The sequence below is a fragment of the Erwinia sp. Leaf53 genome (genome assembly GCF_001422605.1).
GTDB lineage: Bacteria > Pseudomonadota > Gammaproteobacteria > Enterobacterales > Enterobacteriaceae > Erwinia.
Window position 1 is genome coordinate 170,381 of record NZ_LMLK01000002.1, and the last position, 18,724, is coordinate 189,104.

At 61.0% G+C, this 18,724-nt stretch carries 14 protein-coding genes; 9 read left to right on the plus strand and 5 right to left on the minus strand.

Annotated elements, in window-relative coordinates:
• Window positions 1–67: 67 nt before the first annotated feature.
• Window positions 68–1,267: an MFS transporter gene (locus tag ASF13_RS03610; protein WP_056232700.1), complete on the minus strand. Its 1,200-nt coding sequence runs from the start codon at window positions 1,265–1,267 to the stop codon at window positions 68–70.
• Window positions 1,268–1,542: 275 nt separating this feature from the next.
• On the opposite strand from ASF13_RS03610, the gene ASF13_RS03615 reads away from it, so the two are divergent.
• From ASF13_RS03615 to ASF13_RS03635, 5 genes are all read left to right on the plus strand, one after another.
• A complete protein-coding gene (locus tag ASF13_RS03615) occupies window positions 1,543–2,247 on the plus strand; it encodes an ABC transporter ATP-binding protein (RefSeq protein ID WP_056232702.1) in 705 nt (234 codons plus the stop codon).
• Window positions 2,244–3,218: an ABC transporter substrate-binding protein gene (locus ASF13_RS03620; protein WP_056232704.1), complete on the plus strand. Its 975-nt coding sequence runs from the start codon at window positions 2,244–2,246 to the stop codon at window positions 3,216–3,218. The genes ASF13_RS03615 and ASF13_RS03620 overlap by 4 nt, the downstream gene beginning before the upstream one ends.
• Window positions 3,219–3,268: 50 nt before the next feature.
• Window positions 3,269–4,939 (plus strand): iron ABC transporter permease, encoded by a 1,671-nt coding sequence (locus ASF13_RS03625; protein WP_056232705.1) that lies wholly within the window; start codon window positions 3,269–3,271, stop codon window positions 4,937–4,939.
• A 123-nt stretch (window positions 4,940–5,062) separates the two neighbouring features.
• Window positions 5,063–6,097 carry an AI-2E family transporter gene (locus ASF13_RS03630; protein WP_056232708.1) on the plus strand — a complete coding sequence of 345 codons (1,035 nt, stop codon included), beginning with the start codon at window positions 5,063–5,065 and terminating at the stop codon, window positions 6,095–6,097.
• A gap of 122 nt (window positions 6,098–6,219) precedes the next feature.
• Window positions 6,220–7,785 carry an EAL domain-containing protein gene (locus tag ASF13_RS03635; protein ID WP_056232710.1) on the plus strand — a complete coding sequence of 522 codons (1,566 nt, stop codon included), beginning with the start codon at window positions 6,220–6,222 and terminating at the stop codon, window positions 7,783–7,785.
• On the opposite strand, the gene ASF13_RS03640 is transcribed toward ASF13_RS03635, so the two are convergent.
• Window positions 7,782–8,087: a hypothetical protein gene (locus tag ASF13_RS03640; protein WP_056232712.1), complete on the minus strand. Its 306-nt coding sequence runs from the start codon at window positions 8,085–8,087 to the stop codon at window positions 7,782–7,784. The genes ASF13_RS03635 and ASF13_RS03640 overlap by 4 nt on opposite strands.
• 417 nt (window positions 8,088–8,504) lie before the next feature.
• Here ASF13_RS03640 and proP point away from each other — a divergent pair, with 417 nt between their 5' ends.
• From proP to ASF13_RS03660, 4 genes are all read left to right on the plus strand, one after another.
• Window positions 8,505–10,010, plus strand: coding sequence for a glycine betaine/L-proline transporter ProP (gene proP, locus ASF13_RS03645; protein WP_056232714.1), 1,506 nt, complete (start codon window positions 8,505–8,507; stop codon window positions 10,008–10,010).
• Between the two features lie 698 nt (window positions 10,011–10,708).
• Window positions 10,709–11,725, plus strand: coding sequence for an NAD(P)-dependent alcohol dehydrogenase (locus ASF13_RS03650; RefSeq protein WP_056232716.1), 1,017 nt, complete (start codon window positions 10,709–10,711; stop codon window positions 11,723–11,725).
• Window positions 11,726–12,246: 521 nt separating this feature from the next.
• Window positions 12,247–14,391, plus strand: a complete 2,145-nt coding sequence (gene fhuE, locus ASF13_RS03655) for a ferric-rhodotorulic acid/ferric-coprogen receptor FhuE (RefSeq protein ID WP_056232718.1) — start codon at window positions 12,247–12,249, stop codon at window positions 14,389–14,391.
• 133 nt (window positions 14,392–14,524) lie between these two features.
• A complete protein-coding gene (locus ASF13_RS03660) occupies window positions 14,525–15,586 on the plus strand; it encodes a diguanylate cyclase (RefSeq protein ID WP_056232720.1) in 1,062 nt (353 codons plus the stop codon).
• 140 nt (window positions 15,587–15,726) lie between these two features.
• On the opposite strand, the gene ASF13_RS03665 is transcribed toward ASF13_RS03660, so the two are convergent.
• From ASF13_RS03665 to ASF13_RS03675, 3 genes are read right to left on the minus strand one after another with little or no spacing between them, the layout of a single operon-like run.
• On the minus strand, window positions 15,727–17,016 hold the full coding sequence (locus ASF13_RS03665; protein WP_056232722.1) for an FAD-binding oxidoreductase: 1,290 nt from the start codon (window positions 17,014–17,016) through the stop codon (window positions 15,727–15,729).
• 35 nt (window positions 17,017–17,051) lie between these two features.
• Window positions 17,052–17,471, minus strand: a complete 420-nt coding sequence (locus ASF13_RS03670) for a Rid family hydrolase (RefSeq protein ID WP_056232724.1) — start codon at window positions 17,469–17,471, stop codon at window positions 17,052–17,054.
• Between the two features lie 56 nt (window positions 17,472–17,527).
• Window positions 17,528–18,667 carry a tyramine oxidase subunit B gene (locus tag ASF13_RS03675; RefSeq protein WP_056232726.1) on the minus strand — a complete coding sequence of 380 codons (1,140 nt, stop codon included), beginning with the start codon at window positions 18,665–18,667 and terminating at the stop codon, window positions 17,528–17,530.
• Window positions 18,668–18,724: the final 57 nt, after the last annotated feature.

Genomic DNA, 18,724 nt, shown 5'->3' on the forward strand with positions numbered 1-18,724 from the left:
CAGCAAATCTGATGTGATCACCGACTTATCTGTGTCATTTGACAACGGCTCCCCTCACCGGGAGCCGCTATTTTTCCCCCACCGCCCGACGCCCCAGCCACAGCGCCCCCACCATCGCCACACACACCAGCATCCCGCTCAGCAAATAGATCACCGGCACGCCATAATGCGCAATAATCAGCCCCGCCAGCGGCCCGGTCAGCCCCAATGCCAGATCCATAAAAGTGGTATAGGTCGCCAGCGCACTGCCCTGATTCTGTGGCGGCACCCGGCTCACCGCCACCACGCCAATTGCCGGAAACACCAGCGAGAACCCGGCCCCGGTCAGCAACGCACCGACGCGCACCAGCCACGCTGCCTCTGCCCCCCACACCAGAAACAGCCCCGCCGCCTCCACCGCAAAACAGACCAGCGCCACCTTCAGCCCGCCAAACCGCGTAATCGCATTCGGAAACAGCAGACGGGTGCCGACAAAGGCTACGCTGAACAGCGTCAGCGCAAAAGCCGCCCCGTCCCAGCCCCGCGCCTGGTAAAACAGGGTGATAAAGGTGGCAATCACCCCAAAGCCTACCGACCCCATCGCCAGCAGCACGCCGTAGCCCCACACCCTGCCTAAGACCGCACGGAACGGCAGCGGCTTGCCCTTACTGCTCTTCACCTGCGGCCTCGGCAGCGCCAGCAGCATTGCCGTCAGGGAAATCAGGCAGATCGCCGCCGCCAGCAACAGCAGCCCGCCCCGCTGGTAAATCACCACGCCGAGCGGTGCGCCGATCGCCATCGCCCCGTAGGTGCAGATGCCGTTCCATGAAATCACCCGGCCAATATGCGCGGAGCCGACCACCCCCACGCCCCACAGGCTGGCACCGGTGCCGGCAAAACTCTGCCCGACGCCCAGCACCAGCCGCCCGAGGCACAGCAGCAGCAGGCTGAGCAGCGGCACCGCGCTGCTGAACGCGGCCAGCGCATAGCACAGGCCGCAGATCAGCGTACCGGCCAGCCCGGCCACCACCACCTTTTTCGGCCCCCACAGATCGGCATAGCGCCCGGCGTGCGGACGGCTGAGCAGGGTGGAAAAGTACTGCAGGCTGATCACCAGCCCGGCCCAGAAGGCGCTGTAGCCCATTACGTCATGCACGTAGCCGGGCAGCACCGCCAGCGGCAGGCCAATGGTCAGATAGCTGGCGAAGTTAAACATCACGACGGAGAGAATACGCAGGTTCAGGCGCAGGCCACTGAGTGCCGCATCGGCGGCGGGCTGGTCAGACATGAAAATTACGGCTCGCAAGGCAAAAAATGGACGAATTACCAATATACCGCAGGCATTTCGTGCTGCCCGTCTTTTAATCGCAACGTTTCGTTTCAGCCGCATAGCGCCACACAACCGTCATAAAGTCGCCATAAAGCCCCCCTATACTCGGCCGCTCAAGTCCCAAAGAGGATAAACAATATGTCTGGCTCACTGAATTTCCTTCAGCTGAGCGCGAACCGACGGCCGCTGCCGTCGGCAGCACGGCTACACCCGCACGTTCGCGAGGTGATCCTGTGACGCGCTCCCCTGTCTCCGTGGTTTTCAACGGCATCAGCTATGCCTTTGGCAGCCATCAGGTACTGAATCACATCGATCTCAGGGTTGAACCCGGCAGCATCGTCGCGCTGCTCGGCCCCTCCGGCTGCGGCAAAAGCACGCTGCTGAAGCTGCTGGCCGGCCTGCTGCAGCCGCAGCAGGGCACGCTGCACTTCGGCGATCGGCTGATTGCCAGCGACCAGTTCAGCACCCCGCCAGAACAGCGTGACCTCGGCATGGTGTTCCAGGACTACGCGCTGTGGCCGCATATGAGCGTGGCGCAGAACGTGGCCTTTCCGCTGCTGATGCGCCGCGTGCCGACGCAGGAACGCCAGCAGCGTGTCATCACCGCGCTGGACCGCGTTGGCCTCGCTGACTTCGCTGGCCGCCGGCCGTCCGATCTCTCCGGCGGCCAGCAGCAGCGCGTGGCGCTGGCGCGGGCGATTATCGCCGAGCCGAAAATCCTGCTGTTTGATGAACCGCTTTCCAACCTCGACCGCGACCTGCGCGAGTCGCTGTGCGTGGAGATGGCCAACCTGCTGCGTCAGCTCGGCACCACTGCCGTGTATGTCACTCACGATCGCCATGAGGCCGAAATCCTGGCGGACCGCATCGTCTGGCTCTCCGTCGGTACCGTTTCTGCCATTCAAACCGTTACACCACTCTCCGGGGAACCCGTATGAAATTGTTTAATCCGATTAAGACAGGAGCCGTATTCGCGATGCTGTTCACTTCCGGCATGATGATCACCGATGCCAGTGCCCTGACCGTCTATACCGCCGGCCCGGGCTCGCTGGCCAAAAGCCTGGCCACAGGCTATGAAAAACAGACCGGCGTTAAGGTCAATATCTTCCAGGCCACCACCGGCAAGGTGATGGCGCGGCTGGAGGCCGAGCAGGCCAATCCGCAGGCCGACGTGCTGATCTCCGCCTCATGGGATACGGCAGAAGAGCTGCAGCAGCGCGGCTGGCTGCTGCCGTACCAGAGTAACAACGCGGCGAAGGTGCCGGCGGAATTCAAAACCGACCACTACGTTGCCCAAGGGATCTCCGCGCTGGGCATCGTCTGGAACACTAAAAGCGGCACCCCGGAGCCGAAAGAGTGGGCCGATCTGACCACCGACGCCTTTAAAGATCGCGTCACCACGCCCGATCCGTCGTTGTCCGGGGCCTCGCTTGACCTGCTGATCGGCCTGCAGAACAGCATGGGCGATCGCGCCTGGCAGCTGTTCGGCAAACTGAAGGATAACGGCATGGCGATCGCCGGGCCAAACGCCCAGGCGCTGACCCCGGTGCTGCAGGGGGCCAAAGCCGCGGTGTTTGGCGCGGTGGATTACGTTACCTACGCCAGCATTCAGCAGGGTGAAGCGGTGAAGGTGATCTTCCCGGCCAGCGGCACCGTGGTCGCGCCGCGCCCGATGATGATCCTGAAAAGCAGCCAGCACGCCGCCGATGCGCAGGCCTTTATCGACTATGTGCTCTCTGAAGAGGGGCAAAAAGCCGTGGCTGATGCCTGGCTGATGCCGGCACGCACCGACGTCGGTGCGCAGCGTCCGCTGATTAGCGACCTGAACATTCTGCCGGCGCAGGCCGGCGGCAGCGCTGACCGCGGCTCGGTACTGCAACGTTTCGCCGCGCTGTTCAGCAAGTCTTAACCCTCCCGGGTGGCGCAGCCGCGCCACCCCGCCTTTCAGGACGCTTACCGGTGAAACCTCGTTTACTTCCGCTACTGACCGTGGCGCTGCTGGTGCTGCTGGTCGCCCTGCCGCTGCTGTTTATTCTGCTGCAGGCCATCTTCCCGCATCTCTCCGCAGGCTCGCTGGACGGCGCCTTCAGCGCCCTTCCGGCGCTGCTTAGCGATCCCGAACTGCCGGCGCTGCTCGGCGGTACGCTCAGCGTTGGCCTGAGCGTGGCGCTGTTCAGCGCGCTGCTCGGCGTGCCGCTCGGCATCCTGCGCGGCCTGTTTACGCTGCCGCTGGCGCGTACCTGGGATCTGCTGATGCTGGTGCCGTTCTTCACCCCACCCTACATCGCCGCGCTGAGCTGGACGCTGGCGCTGCAGCATAACGGCTACCTGATGCAGCTGGGCGGCCCGGACCTCAACGATCTGCTGTTCAGCCGCACCGGCATTGCGCTGGTGATGACGCTGAATATCTTCCCGGTGGTCTACTTTGCCGTCTCGCGCAGCCTGCTGGCCAGCGGGCAACGGCTGGCCACCGTCGCCCGGGTGCACGGCGCCACGCCGCTACGCGCCTTCCGCCACGTGACGCTGCCGATGCTGCTGCCGGCGCTGGCCGCCGGAGTGCTGCTGGCCTTTACCCTGGCGATTGAAGAGTACGGCGTGCCCGCCGCGCTCGGTTCCCGCGCCGGAGTGGTGATGCTGACCACCGGCATCGAACAGCGGCTGGCCGACTGGCCGATCGACCTGCCCGGCTCTTCGCTGCTCTCCGTACTGCTGGTGGCGGTGGCGCTGGCCGCCTTTGCCCTGCAACGTAAGCTGGTCGGTAATAAAGAAGTCACCAGCATTACCGGTAAACCGGCCGACGTCAGCAGCAGCGGGCTGGGCGTGTGGCGCGGCCCGGCGCTGGTACTGTTTACGCTGGTGGCGCTGCTGGTCGTGGCGCTGCCGGCCGGCAGCATGCTGCTCAGCGCGCTGCTCTCCACCCTCTCCGGCGGCCTGCAATGGAGCAATCTGACGCTGCGCCACTTCGCCGCGCTGTTCGCCCTGCATGGCGATGCGCTCGGCGCGCTCTCCACCAGCCTCGGGCTGGCGCTGGCCTCATCGCTGATCGCCGGGCTGCTCGGCTTCCTCGCGGCCTGGCTGGTGGTGATGCAGCGCATTCGCGGCGCGGTGTGGATTGACGGGCTGTCGCTGCTGCCCGCCTCGCTGCCGGGCATCGTGGTCGGCGTCGGGCTGATCCTGCTGTGGAACCAGCCGTTCTGGCCGGTAACCCCCTATAACAGCTGGGGGATCCTGCTGCTCTCCTACTGCTGCCTGCTGCTGCCGTGGCCGGTACGCTACGTCGGCAGCGCGCTGCGCCAGCTCGGCGGCAACCTGGAGCCGGCGGCGAGGGTACACGGCGCCAGCGTCTGGCTGGCGCTGCGCCACGTGGTACTGCCGCTGGTGTTTCCCAGCCTGCTGGCGTCGATGCTGATGGTGTTTGCCATCGCCTCGCGCGAGCTGGTGACCTCGCTGCTGCTGGCCCCGGCCGGCACCCAGACCGTCTCGGTGTTTATCTGGCGGCAGTTCGAGCAGGGATCGGTGGGCCAGGGAATGGCGATGGCAACAGTTGCCATCGTCAGCGGGCTGGGACTGATGCTGAGCGCGCTGGCGTTAATGCAGCGGCGGGCGGCGGCAGAATCGCGAAGGTTCTGAAAAGCGTCCGGTTCCCGGTGCAGTCGCTACAATTAGAGTTTCTCCCGTCGGGCGCCATTGTCGAAGACATTCAGCCCGATGGGACAGGCTCTTACCGAGCACCGACAGCGACAGGGAACGATAATGAGTGCAAATCCGCAGGAGAAGATCGGCCAGAACATACTGCTGAAGCTGGCCACGCTGGTGGTGATCCTGGCCGGCGTCCGGCTGGCGTCTGAGGTGGTCGTCCCCTTTCTGCTGGCGCTGTTCTTAGCCATCGTCCTCAACCCGTTGGTCACCACGCTGATGCGCCGCGGCGTTCGGCGCGGCATGGCGATCGGGCTGGTGATGCTGGTGATGATGTGCGTGCTGCTGCTGCTCGGCGGCATGATCGCCAGCTCTGCCGATGAGTTCAGCGAGGTCTACCCGCTGCTGCAGGCGCAGGCGGAGCAGAAGCTGGCGGTGGTGCAGCACTTTGCCGCGCGCTTCCATATCAATATCTCCAGCGAATATCTGGCGCGGCGGCTGGATCCTAACGCGCTGATGGCCTTTGCCACCACCCTGTTCAGCCAGATTTCCGGTGCAATGACCCGCATCGTGCTGGTGATGATGACGGTGGTGTTTATGCTGTTTGAAGTGCATCACCTGCCTTACAAACTGCGCAATGCGCTGGTTAATCCCCAGATCCGCATCGCCGGGCTGCACCGGGCGCTGAAGGGCGTTACCCACTACCTGGCGCTGAAGACCCTGATCGGCCTGCTGACCGGGGTGGCCGTCTGGCTGACGCTGCTGGCTCTCGACGTGAAGTTCGCGCTGCTGTGGGGGGCAATCGCCTTTCTGCTTAACTACATTCCGAATATCGGCCCGGTGATCGCCGGCATTCCTCCGGTACTGCAGGCGCTGCTGCTGAATACGCCGCTGGAGGCCGGGCTGGTGGCCACGCTGTTTATTCTGATCCACCTGGTACTGGGTAATTTCCTGGAACCGCGGGTGATGGGCCGCGGGCTGGGGCTGTCGAGCCTGGTGGTGTTTCTGTCGCTGATTTTCTGGGGCTGGCTGCTGGGGCCGGTGGGCATGCTGCTGTCGGTACCGCTGACCAGCGTCTGTAAAATTCTGATGGAGACCACCCCGGGCGGCGGCAAGCTGGCGATCCTGCTGGGCAACGGTCGGCCGTCCTGAGCACCGGCGGCGGCGTTTTTTCTGCCGCCGCAGCCACAGCATAAAGTTTCCCTGCTACCATAGCCGCAGGTATTGCCACCGGTCATGACAGACTGCGCCCTCGGCGCTCACAGGGGAACCGCTTGCACCGATCAATCAAATCCAGTAAGAGCATACTCTGCCTGTTGTTCGCCGGGCAGTTGCCGCTGCTGCTGTGCCTGGTTTTTACCTTTATCGAGGCCAGGCAGATCGTTAAGCGCCAGCTGGAGATCACCGCCACCATGTTGCTGACCCAGGCCGATCACATCAGCGACCAGGCCTGGACGATGAATGACCGGCTGCGCCAGTTCAGCACCCGCGACTGCCCGGAGGTTAAATCCACGTTGCAGCAGTTCGGTACCCTCTACCCCTATTTCCGCTCGATCGGCCTGACCCAGAATGACGAGATCTACTGTTCATCAGCCTACGGCGAGCTGCCCAGTACGCTGGAACGGATGATCCGCCGCCCGCTTCCCGCCCTGCATAAGGCGTGGTGGACCCTGTCGCTGGCGGGAACCGCCGGGGTGCTCGACCGGCCGGCGGTGCTGTTTATGCGTGAAACCCCGGATGCCTTTGGCACCTATGCGCTGGTTGACGGCCAGTATCTGATCGACGTTATGCGCGCGGCGGGGGACAGCCGTAACTACCGCATCGCCCTGCAGTTTGGTGACGGGTATCGCATCGTCAGCGACGATCGCCGGGACAGGCCGCAGGGCTGGGCCGTCCACACGCTGAATGCCAGCTCGCAACGCTATCCGATCGGCATCAGCCTGAGCGCCCCACCCGAGCAACTGCTGAAGAACTGGTATCAGGCGCTGCTCACCTTCCTGCCGATGGCGGTGATCTTCTCGCTGCTGGCCGTCACCCTGACCCGCAGCTGGCTGCAGCGCAGACATTCATTTGGTGATGAGATCTACCAGGGGCTTAAACGCCGCGAATTCAGCGTGGTCTATCAGCCGGTGGGCAACCTTAACAGCGGCGAGCCGGGCGGGGTCGAAGCGCTGATGCGCTGGCAGCGTAAAGACGGCAGTTGGGTGCGGCCGGATATCTTTATCGCGGCGGCGGAAGCCGAAGGCCTGATTATCCCGTTAACCCGCTACCTGCTGGACAGTATTGTGGCAGAGAGTGCCCACTGGCGGGTGGCACCCGGTTTTCATCTTGGGGTCAACGTGGCGGCGGAACATCTGCAGCACCCGGAGTTTATCGCGGATATCCGGCGCTTTGCCGCCGGCGTTGCCCGAATGCAGCCCTCGATTACCCTTGAACTGACCGAGCGCAGCCTGATTGAGGATGGCACAGCCGTGGCGCTAAAGCTGGCGCAGCTGCGCAGTGAGGGTATTCGTATCGCGATTGATGACTTTGGTACCGGCCACAGCTCAATGGCCTACCTGCACACCTTCCCGCTCGACTACCTGAAGATTGACCGCGGCTTTGTCAGCGCGATTGATGCTGCCGATGCCAACACGCCAATCCTTGACGCCATCATCCGGATGGCGCACGGCCTGCAGCTGCAGGTGGTGGCCGAAGGAGTGGAGGATGAAACCCAGCTGCGCTATCTGCAGCAGCACGGCGTGGCCTTTATTCAGGGCTACTATTACGCCCGCCCGATGAACAGCGAGGCGCTGATGCAGTGGCTACAGCAGCCCGGCGAGCTGTTAAAGCCGCGTTAACGGCGGCGTTTGTCGACCGCGCGCAGGGCAACATCCACCGCGTCCTCGGCCACCAGTGCCGCCGGTGGCGACTCCGCGCCGCCAGCCCGCTGTCGCGCCGCCATACGCTGGTTAATGCGCGCCAGCGTCGGCATCAGTTCGTCGCTGGGCAGCACATAACCCTCCTGCGGCGCTGGCACCGCTTTGCCGACCCGCATCGGCGCGTTTTCTGGCTGCCGGTGTGAATACGTTAAATTTTCTTCAATACTGTGCTGCATATTCAGCCAGTGATTCTGGAAAGCTATCTGTTTTTTATTATCCATTCACTCTCCCCCAAAAGCGCGGCAAGAGTATTACCGATCGTTTTCAAGGGATCAAGCCGTCTGATTAAATAACCCTCTGTTATATCTGCAATTAACAATAGGTAAGCAGGACTTATCAATTCACTGAGTAAATCCTAAAAAATACCCCACTATCGTCAGATATGCTGAGGGTCAGCTGGCCAAAAAACAGCGTAATTCACTGTCATGGCTAGGAATATTCCGAATCTAATAAGGCGAACCGCAAAAGCCACGATATACTAAAAGATGGCGAAGTTTGCCACGCAGGACATTATGCCCGCGAAGCTGATTGCGGAACCTGGGTGGAAAGGCGTTTTCGCCGGTGGACAGGCAGACCGAACAGGCCAACCACAACAGACAATTTATGTTTGAATAACAGATAATTACAGGGTGCTTTATATGAAATTACGTAGGAAGCGTGTCAAACCAATCGGGTTAAAAGACGTCACCATCATTGATGACGCCAGGCTGCGTAAGGCGATTACCGCCGCCTCGTTAGGTAATGCCATGGAGTGGTTCGACTTTGGTGTTTACGGCTTTGTTGCCTATGCGCTGGGCCAGGTGTTTTTCCCCGGTGCCGATCCCGGCGTGCAGATGATTGCCGCGCTGGCCACCTTCTCGGTGCCATTCTTAATTCGCCCGCTGGGCGGTCTGTTCTTTGGTGCGCTGGGTGATAAATACGGCCGCCAGAAGATCCTCTCGATTACCATCATCATTATGTCGGTCAGTACCTTCTGTATCGGCCTGATCCCGTCCCACGCCTCGATTGGTATCTGGGCACCGATCCTGCTGCTGCTGTGTAAAATGGCACAGGGTTTCTCGGTGGGCGGCGAATATACCGGTGCCTCAATCTTCGTGGCGGAATACTCCCCGGACCGTAAACGCGGCTTTATGGGCAGCTGGCTGGACTTCGGCTCGATTGCCGGCTTCGTGCTCGGCGCCGGGCTGGTGGTGCTGATCTCCACCGTGGTCGGGGAAGCGAAGTTCCTCGACTGGGGCTGGCGTATTCCGTTCTTCGTCGCGCTGCCGCTGGGCATTATCGGCCTCTACCTGCGCCACGCGCTGGAAGAGACCCCGGCCTTCCAGCAGCACGTGGACAAGCTTGAGCAGGGTGACCGCGAAGGTCTTGCCGACGGCCCGAAAGTGTCGTTTAAAGAGATCGCCACCAAACACTGGCGCAGCCTGCTGGCCTGCGTGGGGCTGGTAATTGCCACCAACGTCACCTACTACATGCTGCTGACCTACATGCCGAGCTACCTGTCGCATAACCTGCACTACTCGGAAGATCACGGCGTGATGATCATCATCGCCATCATGCTGGGCATGCTGTTTGTGCAGCCGGTAATGGGCCTGATGAGTGACAAATTTGGCCGTCGTCCGTTTGTGATTATCGGCAGTATCGCGCTGCTGGTCATGGCAGTACCCTGCTTTATGCTGATTAACAGCGGCGTGATGGGGCTGATTTTCGCCGGCCTGCTGATTCTGGCGGTGATCCTCAACAGCTTCACCGGGGTAATGGCCTCGACGCTGCCGGCAATGTTCCCGACCCATATCCGCTACAGCGCGCTGGCCAGTGCCTTTAATATCTCAGTGCTGATCGCCGGCCTGACGCCAACCCTGGCGGCCTGGCTGGTGGAAGCCACCAGCAACCTCTATATGCCGGCTTACTACCTGATGGTGGTGGCGGTGATTGGCCTGGTGACCGGCGTGATGATGAAGGAAACGGCAAACAAACCGCTGCGCGGTGCCACCCCTGCCGCCTCGGATATGGCCGAAGCGAAGGAGATCCTGCACGAGCACTACGACAACATCGAGCAGAAAATTGAGGATATCAACGAGCAGATCGCCGAACTGGAAACCAAACGTTCGCGCCTGATCGACCAGCATCCGCGCATTAACGAGTAAACGAAAAAAGACGGGGTGGTGACGCCCCGTCTTGATTCCAGTTCCGTCTGCTACACGCGTCCGGTCAGCTGCCTGAAGGCAACGATAATCTGCACGCCGGCCAGCAGGATCTGCATGACCAGTAAAATGCCTGTCAGAGTTATCACTGAGCGCACTCCTTTTACTAAGGAGAGCGCTACAGATCGCTGATATCTTTGGGCTTCCCTCGCAATCTGCGTCTTGTAGGTGACGCAAGCAGCACTCAACAGGTGGAGACATACCAGACGCGGCACCACCCGGTATCTGGCTGGGAGAAATCTTAGAGCAATCAAGCGCTAACCCCTGTTAAGTCACTACTGCAACGCATTGCCTACCGCCTTGATTACATCAGAGGATTGTCTGTTTTACAACCAACAAACTTGACCAAAGAGATAAAATCGCTTATTTTCTAATCCGTAGGTGACGCAAGCAGCTGCGGTCGCAATTTCCGGTTTATTATCACGTTGATAGTCAAACAGGACTGGCCGCAATTTCCTCCCCCGGCCACCAACCGGCGCAGGAACAGAAAAAAGGGTCTGACTTTGAGTCAGGCTCTTTTTTTTGCCTGAAATTTCCCCGGTCAGCCCCCCAGATGAACAGCACGTGCGGTGAAATTCCGGAAATCAGCTTAAAAGCGGCTAAACTTACGCCTTAATAACCGTTTATCTGAGGTATCACGAGTGAAAATCAAAAGCTACGCAGCACTGGAAGCCGGTCAGGCACTGCAACCCTGGGAGTACGATCCGGGCGCCCTGGCAGCAGAAGAGGTTGAAGTTGAGGTGGAGTACTGCGGCGTCTGTCACTCTGATCTGTCGATGATCGACAATGAATGGGGCATTTCGCAGTATCCGACCATCGCCGGACACGAGGTGATTGGCCGGGTCAGCGCGCTGGGCGACGCGGCGCAGAACAAGGGGCTGAAAGTGGGCCAGCGCGTCGGCATCGGCTGGACGGCGAAAAGCTGCCAGCACTGCGACTCCTGTATTAACGGTGAGCAGGTTAACTGCGAGAACGGCAGCACGCCAACCATCCTTAACCACGGTGGCTTCGCCGAGAAGCTGCGCGCCGACTGGCAGTGGGTGATCCCGCTGCCGGAGAATCTGGATGCGGCCAGCGCCGGCCCGCTGCTGTGCGGCGGCATTACCGTCTTCAAACCGCTGCTGATGAGCAACATCACCGCCACCAGCCGCGTGGCGGTGATCGGCATCGGCGGCCTTGGCCATATCGCCATCAAACTGCTGCACGCGCTGGGCGCTGAAGTGGTGGCGTTCAGCTCCACGCCATCCAAAAAGCAGTCGATCCTGGATATGGGCGCGGACGAAGTGGTCAACAGCCGCGATCCGGAAGCGCTGAAGGCGCTGGCCGGCCGTTTCGACCTGGTGCTGAGCACCGTGGCCGTCGATCTCGACTGGAAACCCTACTTCGATGCGCTGGCACCGAAGGGCAAGTTCCACACCGTCGGTGCGGTGATGAAGCCGTTCCAGGTCAGCGCTTTCGACCTGATTATGGGCGACAAAGCGATCACCGGTTCCTCTACCGGCTCGCCGGGGCAGCTGCGCTCGCTGCTGAAGCTGGCGGCACGCCGCGATATCGCGCCGCAGGTGGAGTTCTTCCCGATGTCAAAAATCAACGAGGCGCTGGATCACGTACGCGCCGGTAAGGCCAACTTCCGCGTGGTGCTGAAAGCGGATTTCTGACGGTTCGGTCAGCCGGTTATGACGCCCGGCTGGCCCTGCAGCGTTAACCCGTTCTGAGACGACACCGGTCAGGTTAGCAGGCGTAAAGCGCACGTTTTCCCTGGCCGGTGTCGTTGCCAGACCGGTCGGGTTCCCTGTACATCGGGACATTGCGCGATCCGGCTCACGTCAGCCCCTACCTCCGTGATGGTTGCTCAGCATCCACGACAGAACTCCCCTTCAGGCAGAACGTGCAGTCACACCCTGGTAACCTTTATAACACCCGTAAATCCGGAACTTTTTGACATCATTACTGTCGCTATCCTCCAAAAATCGTTTATAGTCACTGCCGGAATGCATATAATTCTCATTCTTGTTGTTATTCCAGGTTAGTGATTGCGGTGCAGAACGCGCCGCCAGAGCGCCTCACCGGTTTATTGAGGGAATAATCAGACGGCCAGGTCCCGTGAATCTGGCAACGCGTTTCGCGCGCGCGGTGCAGGGTGTCGTAAAAAAAATCCAATAAAATACGAGGCTTCACCGTGTCTTCATCCCGTACCTCTGCTGGTTTACACCGGTTCACCCCCTCTTTCGCCGCCCTGCTGGTGCTCTCAGCCCTGCAGCCTGCCGTTGCCGCTACCGTGAGCAATGAACAGGAAAAAACGCTGACGGTTGAAGCCTCAGCCACGGCCCAGGCCGACCAGGCGAGCAGCGATTACAGCGTGCCGGTGACCTCCAGCAATATCGGCACCAAAATGCCGCTGGCGCTGCGCGATATCCCGCAGTCGGTCTCGATCATCAGCAAACAGCGCATTCAGGATCAGAACCTGACCACCATCGGCGACGTGCTGAACAACACCACCGGCGTCTCGGCTTACAGCATCGACTCCGAGCGCGTCTCGTTCTGGTCGCGCGGCAATCTGATTAATAACTACCTGTTTGACGGCGTGCCGACCATCGTTGACAGCATCTGGGATTTTGGTGAAACCGCGGGCGATACGGCGATCTTCGACCGTGTCGAAGTGATTCGTGGTGCTAATGCCCTGAGCACCGGTTCCGGCTACCCATCGGCCGCGGTCAATATGGTGCGTAAGCACGCTGACAGCAAGGTCATCACCGGCAGCCTGAGCGCGGAAACCGGCAGCTGGGACAAGCAGCGCTATGTCGGTGACGTAAGCGTACCGTTAAATGAGACCGGCAGCGTACGTGCCCGCGCCATCGGCGGCTATGAAGAAGGTGACAGCTGGCTGGACCGCTACCACAAGCGTAAACGTTTCCTGACCACGCTACTGGATGCCGATATCACCGATTCGACGACGCTGACGCTGGGCTGGGACTATCAGTCAACCGAAACCCGCGACCCGACCTGGGGCGGACTGCCGGTGTTTTACAGCGACGGTAGCCGTACCCACTTCGACCGGAGCTTTAACACCGCTTCAGACTGGGCGTACAGTGATAAAGAGTCCAACAAGGTCTACGCCAGCCTGGTGCAGAAATTTGATAATGGCTGGCAGGCACAGGTTAACGGCTCTCACGGTAAAACCACCTTTGATACCCTGCAGATGTATCCGTGGGGCTTCCCGGATAAATCTACCGGTGCCGGTGTCTATGCGCTGAACGGCTGGAACAAGGGTACGCGTAAAACAGACTCCGTAGATCTTTACGCTAATGGCCCGTTTGAGCTATTCGGACGTAACCATGAGCTGATGCTCGGCGGCAGCTACAGCAAACAGGACAACTACTTCTTTAACACCTCATCGGACGGCGTGCTGATTGGTGACTTCAATAACTGGAACGGCAGCATTCCGCAAGGCACCTACGCTGACTGGAAGGTGGAAAGCGACGACACTATCCGCCAGAAGTCACTGTACAGCGCCGCCCGCTTCTCGCTGGCCGATCCGCTGTCGCTGCTGGTGGGCGCACGCTATACCCAGTGGGCGGCACACGGCACCACCGGCAACAAAGAGAACGACAAGATCGCGCCTTACGCCGGCCTGACTTACGACCTTAACGATACGTACTCGGTTTATGCCAGCTATACCAGCATCTTCCAGCCGAACAATGTCCGCAGCATTGAGGCGAAGTATCTGGAACCGACGAAGGGTAAAAGCTACGAGACCGGTATCAAAGGCGACTGGAACAACAGCCGCCTGACGGCCAACCTGTCGCTGTTCCGCACCGAGCAGAACAACCTGGGCGTGAATACCTACGCCTACGTTCCTGGTACGACCGAATACGCATGGAAGTCCGTTGATTCCGTTACCCGCGGCGTGGAGTTCGAAGTCAACGGTGCGCTGACCGATAACTGGCAGATGACCTTCGGCGCATCGCGTTACATCGCCGAAGAACGTAACGGCGCTGCCGTTTCTCCGCAGCTGCCACGCACGACGGCGAAACTGTTCACCAGTTATCGTCTACCGATGCTACAGGATCTGACCGTCGGCGGCGGCGTCAACTGGCAGAACCAGAGCTGGCAGGACGTCACCGGCCCTACGGGGAGCGAACACCTGGTGCAGGGCAGCTATGCGCTGGTTAACCTGTTCAGCCGCTATCAGGTCACTAAACAGCTCTCCGTACAGGCCAACGTCAATAACCTGTTCGACAAAGAGTATTACGCCTATCTCGGCGATTACGGCCTTTACGGCGCACCGCGCAGCGTTTCGGTCTCCGCAAACTATAACTTCTGATGCGTTAAACGCTTAACATCACGATCGGCCCACCAGCGGGCCGATCATTGTTCCAGTTTGTGATAAATATTCATCCGCAGCGGGCACATTTCCCGATACACTGCGCTATCGACAGCTCATCCGTTGTGACACCATGCACTACTATTCACCTGACCATAACCAGCTTGCCCTGCGATCGACACGTTTCGTGCGCCGCATGTTTGCCATGCGTCAGCTCGGCACATTTCTGTGCTTTATGCCCATTCTCTCGGTGCTGACCGAACTGCAGCGCGGGTCGCCCTTTTACCTGCTGCTGGCGATCAACGCCTTTGTCTGGCCGTGGCTGGCTTACCGTCAGGCGCTCTCCTCGCCGGATCCGACCGGCAGCGAAAAACGCAATCTGACCCTTGATGCCGCTTTTGGCGGGCTGTGGGTCGGCATGATGTCGCTCAGCCCGATGCCGTCACTGATTGTGATGGCGGTGCTGGCCTCCGATCGCTATGCCGCAGGGGGCTGGCCGCAGCTGAAACCGGCAGTGCAGGCTTTCCTGCTGGTGTTCCTGTTTGCATGGCTCGGCAGCGGTATGCACTGGCAGGGTAGCTTCAGCACCCGCACCGTCTGGCTGACGCTACCGCTGGCCGCTGGCTATATACTGGTGCTGAGCGCCGTCTCTTACCAGCTGACGCTGAGCCTGCGGCGTAAAAACCGCGAACTGGAACGTATCTCGCTGATGGATCCCAGCCTGGAGATCCCCAACCGCCGGCTGTTTGACCGCCGTCTGCAGAGCGAGTTTTTACGCAGCCGCCGTAAAGAGAGCCGCGCCTGGCTGCTGCTGCTGGACGTGGATAACTTCAAGCAGGTGAACGACACCTGGGGGCACGCCGCCGGGGATTTCCTGCTGGCCGAGATCTCCGCGCTGCTGCGTAATTCGGTGGGGCCGACAGATATTCCGGCCCGCTTCGGCGGGGATGAACTGGGAGTGATCGTGCGTGATGCCGATGAAACCAGCGTGCTGATCCTCGCCACCACCCTGCAGGAACAAATCAGTTGTCTGCGGCTGCCCGGCGCATCCGAACTGCACTGTTCGATCAGCATCGGCATCGCCGCCGCCAGCGAAGCCGAAACGCTGCAACACTGGCTGAGCCACGCCGACCGCGCGCTTTACCACGTAAAACGCAGCGGCCGTAACGCCATTCATATCTGGCGACCGGAGTAATATCCCGCCCTGAAACCTTTATGCCTGCGCATGTGCCTGTGCCTGTGCCTGTGCCTGTGCCTGTGCCTGTGCCTGTGCCTGTGCAGGCAGGCTGTCAGCCGCAGCGCAGCACAGGCCAGCGTTTGTTCACCCGTTTTCCTTCAGCGATCGACGCGGTACGGGGCCGGGTCGATCAGCGGGGTGCTGTCCGTCACCAGATCCGCCGCCAGCTGCCCGGCCGCCGGTGAGGTGCCGAAGCCGTGGCCAGAAAAACCGGTCGCCACGGTCAGCCCCGGCAGCGCTGCCACCGCGCCGATATACGGATTTGAATCCGGCGTCACATCAATCACCCCGGCCCAGGCCTCTGCCAGCTGCGCCTGCTTAAACACTGGCCAGGCAGCGCACAGGTTCGTTATGGCTTCCTGATTCAGTGCGGCATTGGCCGCCGGGTCAAGCGTACGCACCCGTTCAAAAGGTGAAAGGCGGTCGGCCCGCCAGCGGCGGGCCAGCGCCAGATCGCGAATAAACGGCCTGCCCAGCGAAATACGCAGTGCGCTGCGCTGGGCACGCAGCTGCGGCAGATAACGGCTGCCCAGCAGCAGGTGATCCAGCGTCAGCGCGGCGTCCAGCGCACCGCGCTGGGTGACGATAAAGCCGCCGTCGATATGCTTACGGAAGGAGAAGTCAGGTGCGCCCACGGCGATCTCCGTCGGCCCGGCCAGCGGCCGGGTGCGCATCACCGTGCAGATCAGCGGCAGCGTCGCCAGCGACACGCCGTGGTTGCCCAGAAAACGTCGGGACCAGACACCGCCCGCCAGCAGCACCCGCTCGCAGCGAATTTCACCCTGCTCGGTCACCACCCCCGACACCCGTCCGGCCGACAGCGCCAGCGCACGCACCGCACAGTGTTCCACCACCACCGCTCCCCGGGCGATCGCCGCGCTGGCGATGGCGCTGGCGGCACGCGTGGGTTCGGCACGGCCGTCGGACGGCGTATAAATCCCGCCGGCCCACGGCTCCTGCCCCTCGGGTACCAGGCCGTTAATCTGCTGACGGCTGAGCAGACGTGAATCCAGCCCGAGATGCGCCACCGACTGCAGCCAGCGCTCATGTACCGCCAGCTGCGCCTCGCTGCGTGAGGTAAACATGATCCCCGCCTGACGATAACCCACATCGCTACCGGTACGTTCATTCATCTCCGCCCACAGGCGATCGGCGGCCAGCGCCAGCGGAATATCCTCCGCCAGCCGGCTGGTTTTGCGCACCCAGCCGAGATTGCGCGAAGACTGCTCCCCGGCAAGGTGGCCTTTTTCCAGCACCACCACCGGAATATTGCGTTCGGCCAGCGTCAGCGCTGCGGTCAGGCCGACGATGCCACCGCCGATAATCACCACCGTGGTGGCAGAAGGAAAACCGGCCGATGTCTTCACCGGCGTAATAACTGGAGCCATAGTATGACCTTATTGATCGGTGAGAAATGAAGCCGCTACCCCACAACCTTTTCCTGTACTGCCGCACTGCCCGCACCGCGGTAAGCGGTCACTTCAATCTCTACCTTGTATTCGGCCGCGCCCAGCGGCGGGCTGGTGATGGTGGTCGCCGGGTTAATACCGCGATATTTCTCACCCAGCACCGCCAGCACCACCGCCGAATCTTCCGGGTTCTGGATAAACACCCGCGACATCACCACGTCGGCCAGGCTGGCATCGGCGGCGGCCAGCGCCCGTTCGATATTGGCAAACACCTGCAGCGTCTGCTCGCGGATATCCTCCGGGATCAGCCTGCTTTGCGGGTTGCGCCCGGCGGTATTCGAGACATAAATCCAGTTATCCACCGCCACCAGCCGTGAATAGCTGGCCTTCTCTTCAAACGGCGAGCCGGACTTCACTTTCAGAATCTGAGTCATGCGTAATTCCTTATTCATTAAACGTGCCGCAGGCCATCGCCACAGCGGTTATGGCCTCAGCGCAGCGCCGGGGTGTCCCACAGGTTGAGTTTGACGCCGATACCCATCTCCAGCGCCCGGCGATACAGCACCGTGCCCCAGGCAACATCCTCCACCGGCATACCGCCAACCGACATCAGGATAATCTCGTCGTCATTACGGCGGCCGGGGGCCTCGCCCAGCACAATCTGGCCGATATCTTCCAGCTGACCGGCGGGCAGCCGCCCTTCCGCCACCATATCCATAAAGTGCACGCCGATAATCGGGATGGTGACATGAGCCGGTTTCGGGGACTCATCGAACCACGCCTCATACAGGCCGGTATTATCCAGTACCTTGCGCACGTCCGGCTGCTCCATACCCGCGTCAATGGTGCAAGCTGACGGCATCGCCAGAAACGCGCCGGGTTTAACCCATTCGCGTTTCACCGGTGGATAGGTCGAGGGGGCACCCACAGGATTCGAACAACAGTAGGTGACGATATCTGACCCGCGTACCACCTGTTCATAGCTGTCGACCACCTGCACGTTCTTCACCTGCGGCCAGGTCACCGCCAGCCAGGAGATAAAGTTGTCGATGTTCTGCTGGCCGCGCCCTTTCAGCTTAAGGGTGTCGATATGCGGGCAGACGGCGAGGAACGCAGAGACCGTGGTTCGGCCCATCACCCCCGGCCCGGAGAGGCCAATCACCCTGGCGTCTTTGCGCGCCAGATGGCGGGCACCGACGCCAGGTATTGCGCCGGTACGGTAGGCAGAGAGCAGGTTGGCGGACATATGTGCCAGCGGTGCGCCGGTATCCGCATCGCTGAGCGTGAACATCAGGATCGAGCGCGGCAGCCCTTTCTCGCGGTTGGCGATATTCGAGCCGTACCACTTCACGCCAGCGGTACAGAAGCGGCCGCCGAGATAGGCCGGCATCGCCATCAGCCGGCGATCCGGGGTCGGTTTTGGCATGGTGGGGAACGGCGAGTTTTCCGGGAACATAATCATCGCGCCGTGGGAATCGTTATTGGCACCGGCCATGCGATAGTCACCGCGCCACAGCAGGCCAAACATCTCTTCCATGGTATCGACGCAGGCGGGCATATCGGTGACACCGGCGCGGATCATGTCCGGCTCGGAGAGATAGAGAAAGTCAATTCTGGTGCTGGCAGACATGGTTATCACCTCATTGCTGGCTGTTGATGCGTTAATCAATAGCCCGGCCAGCGTGAC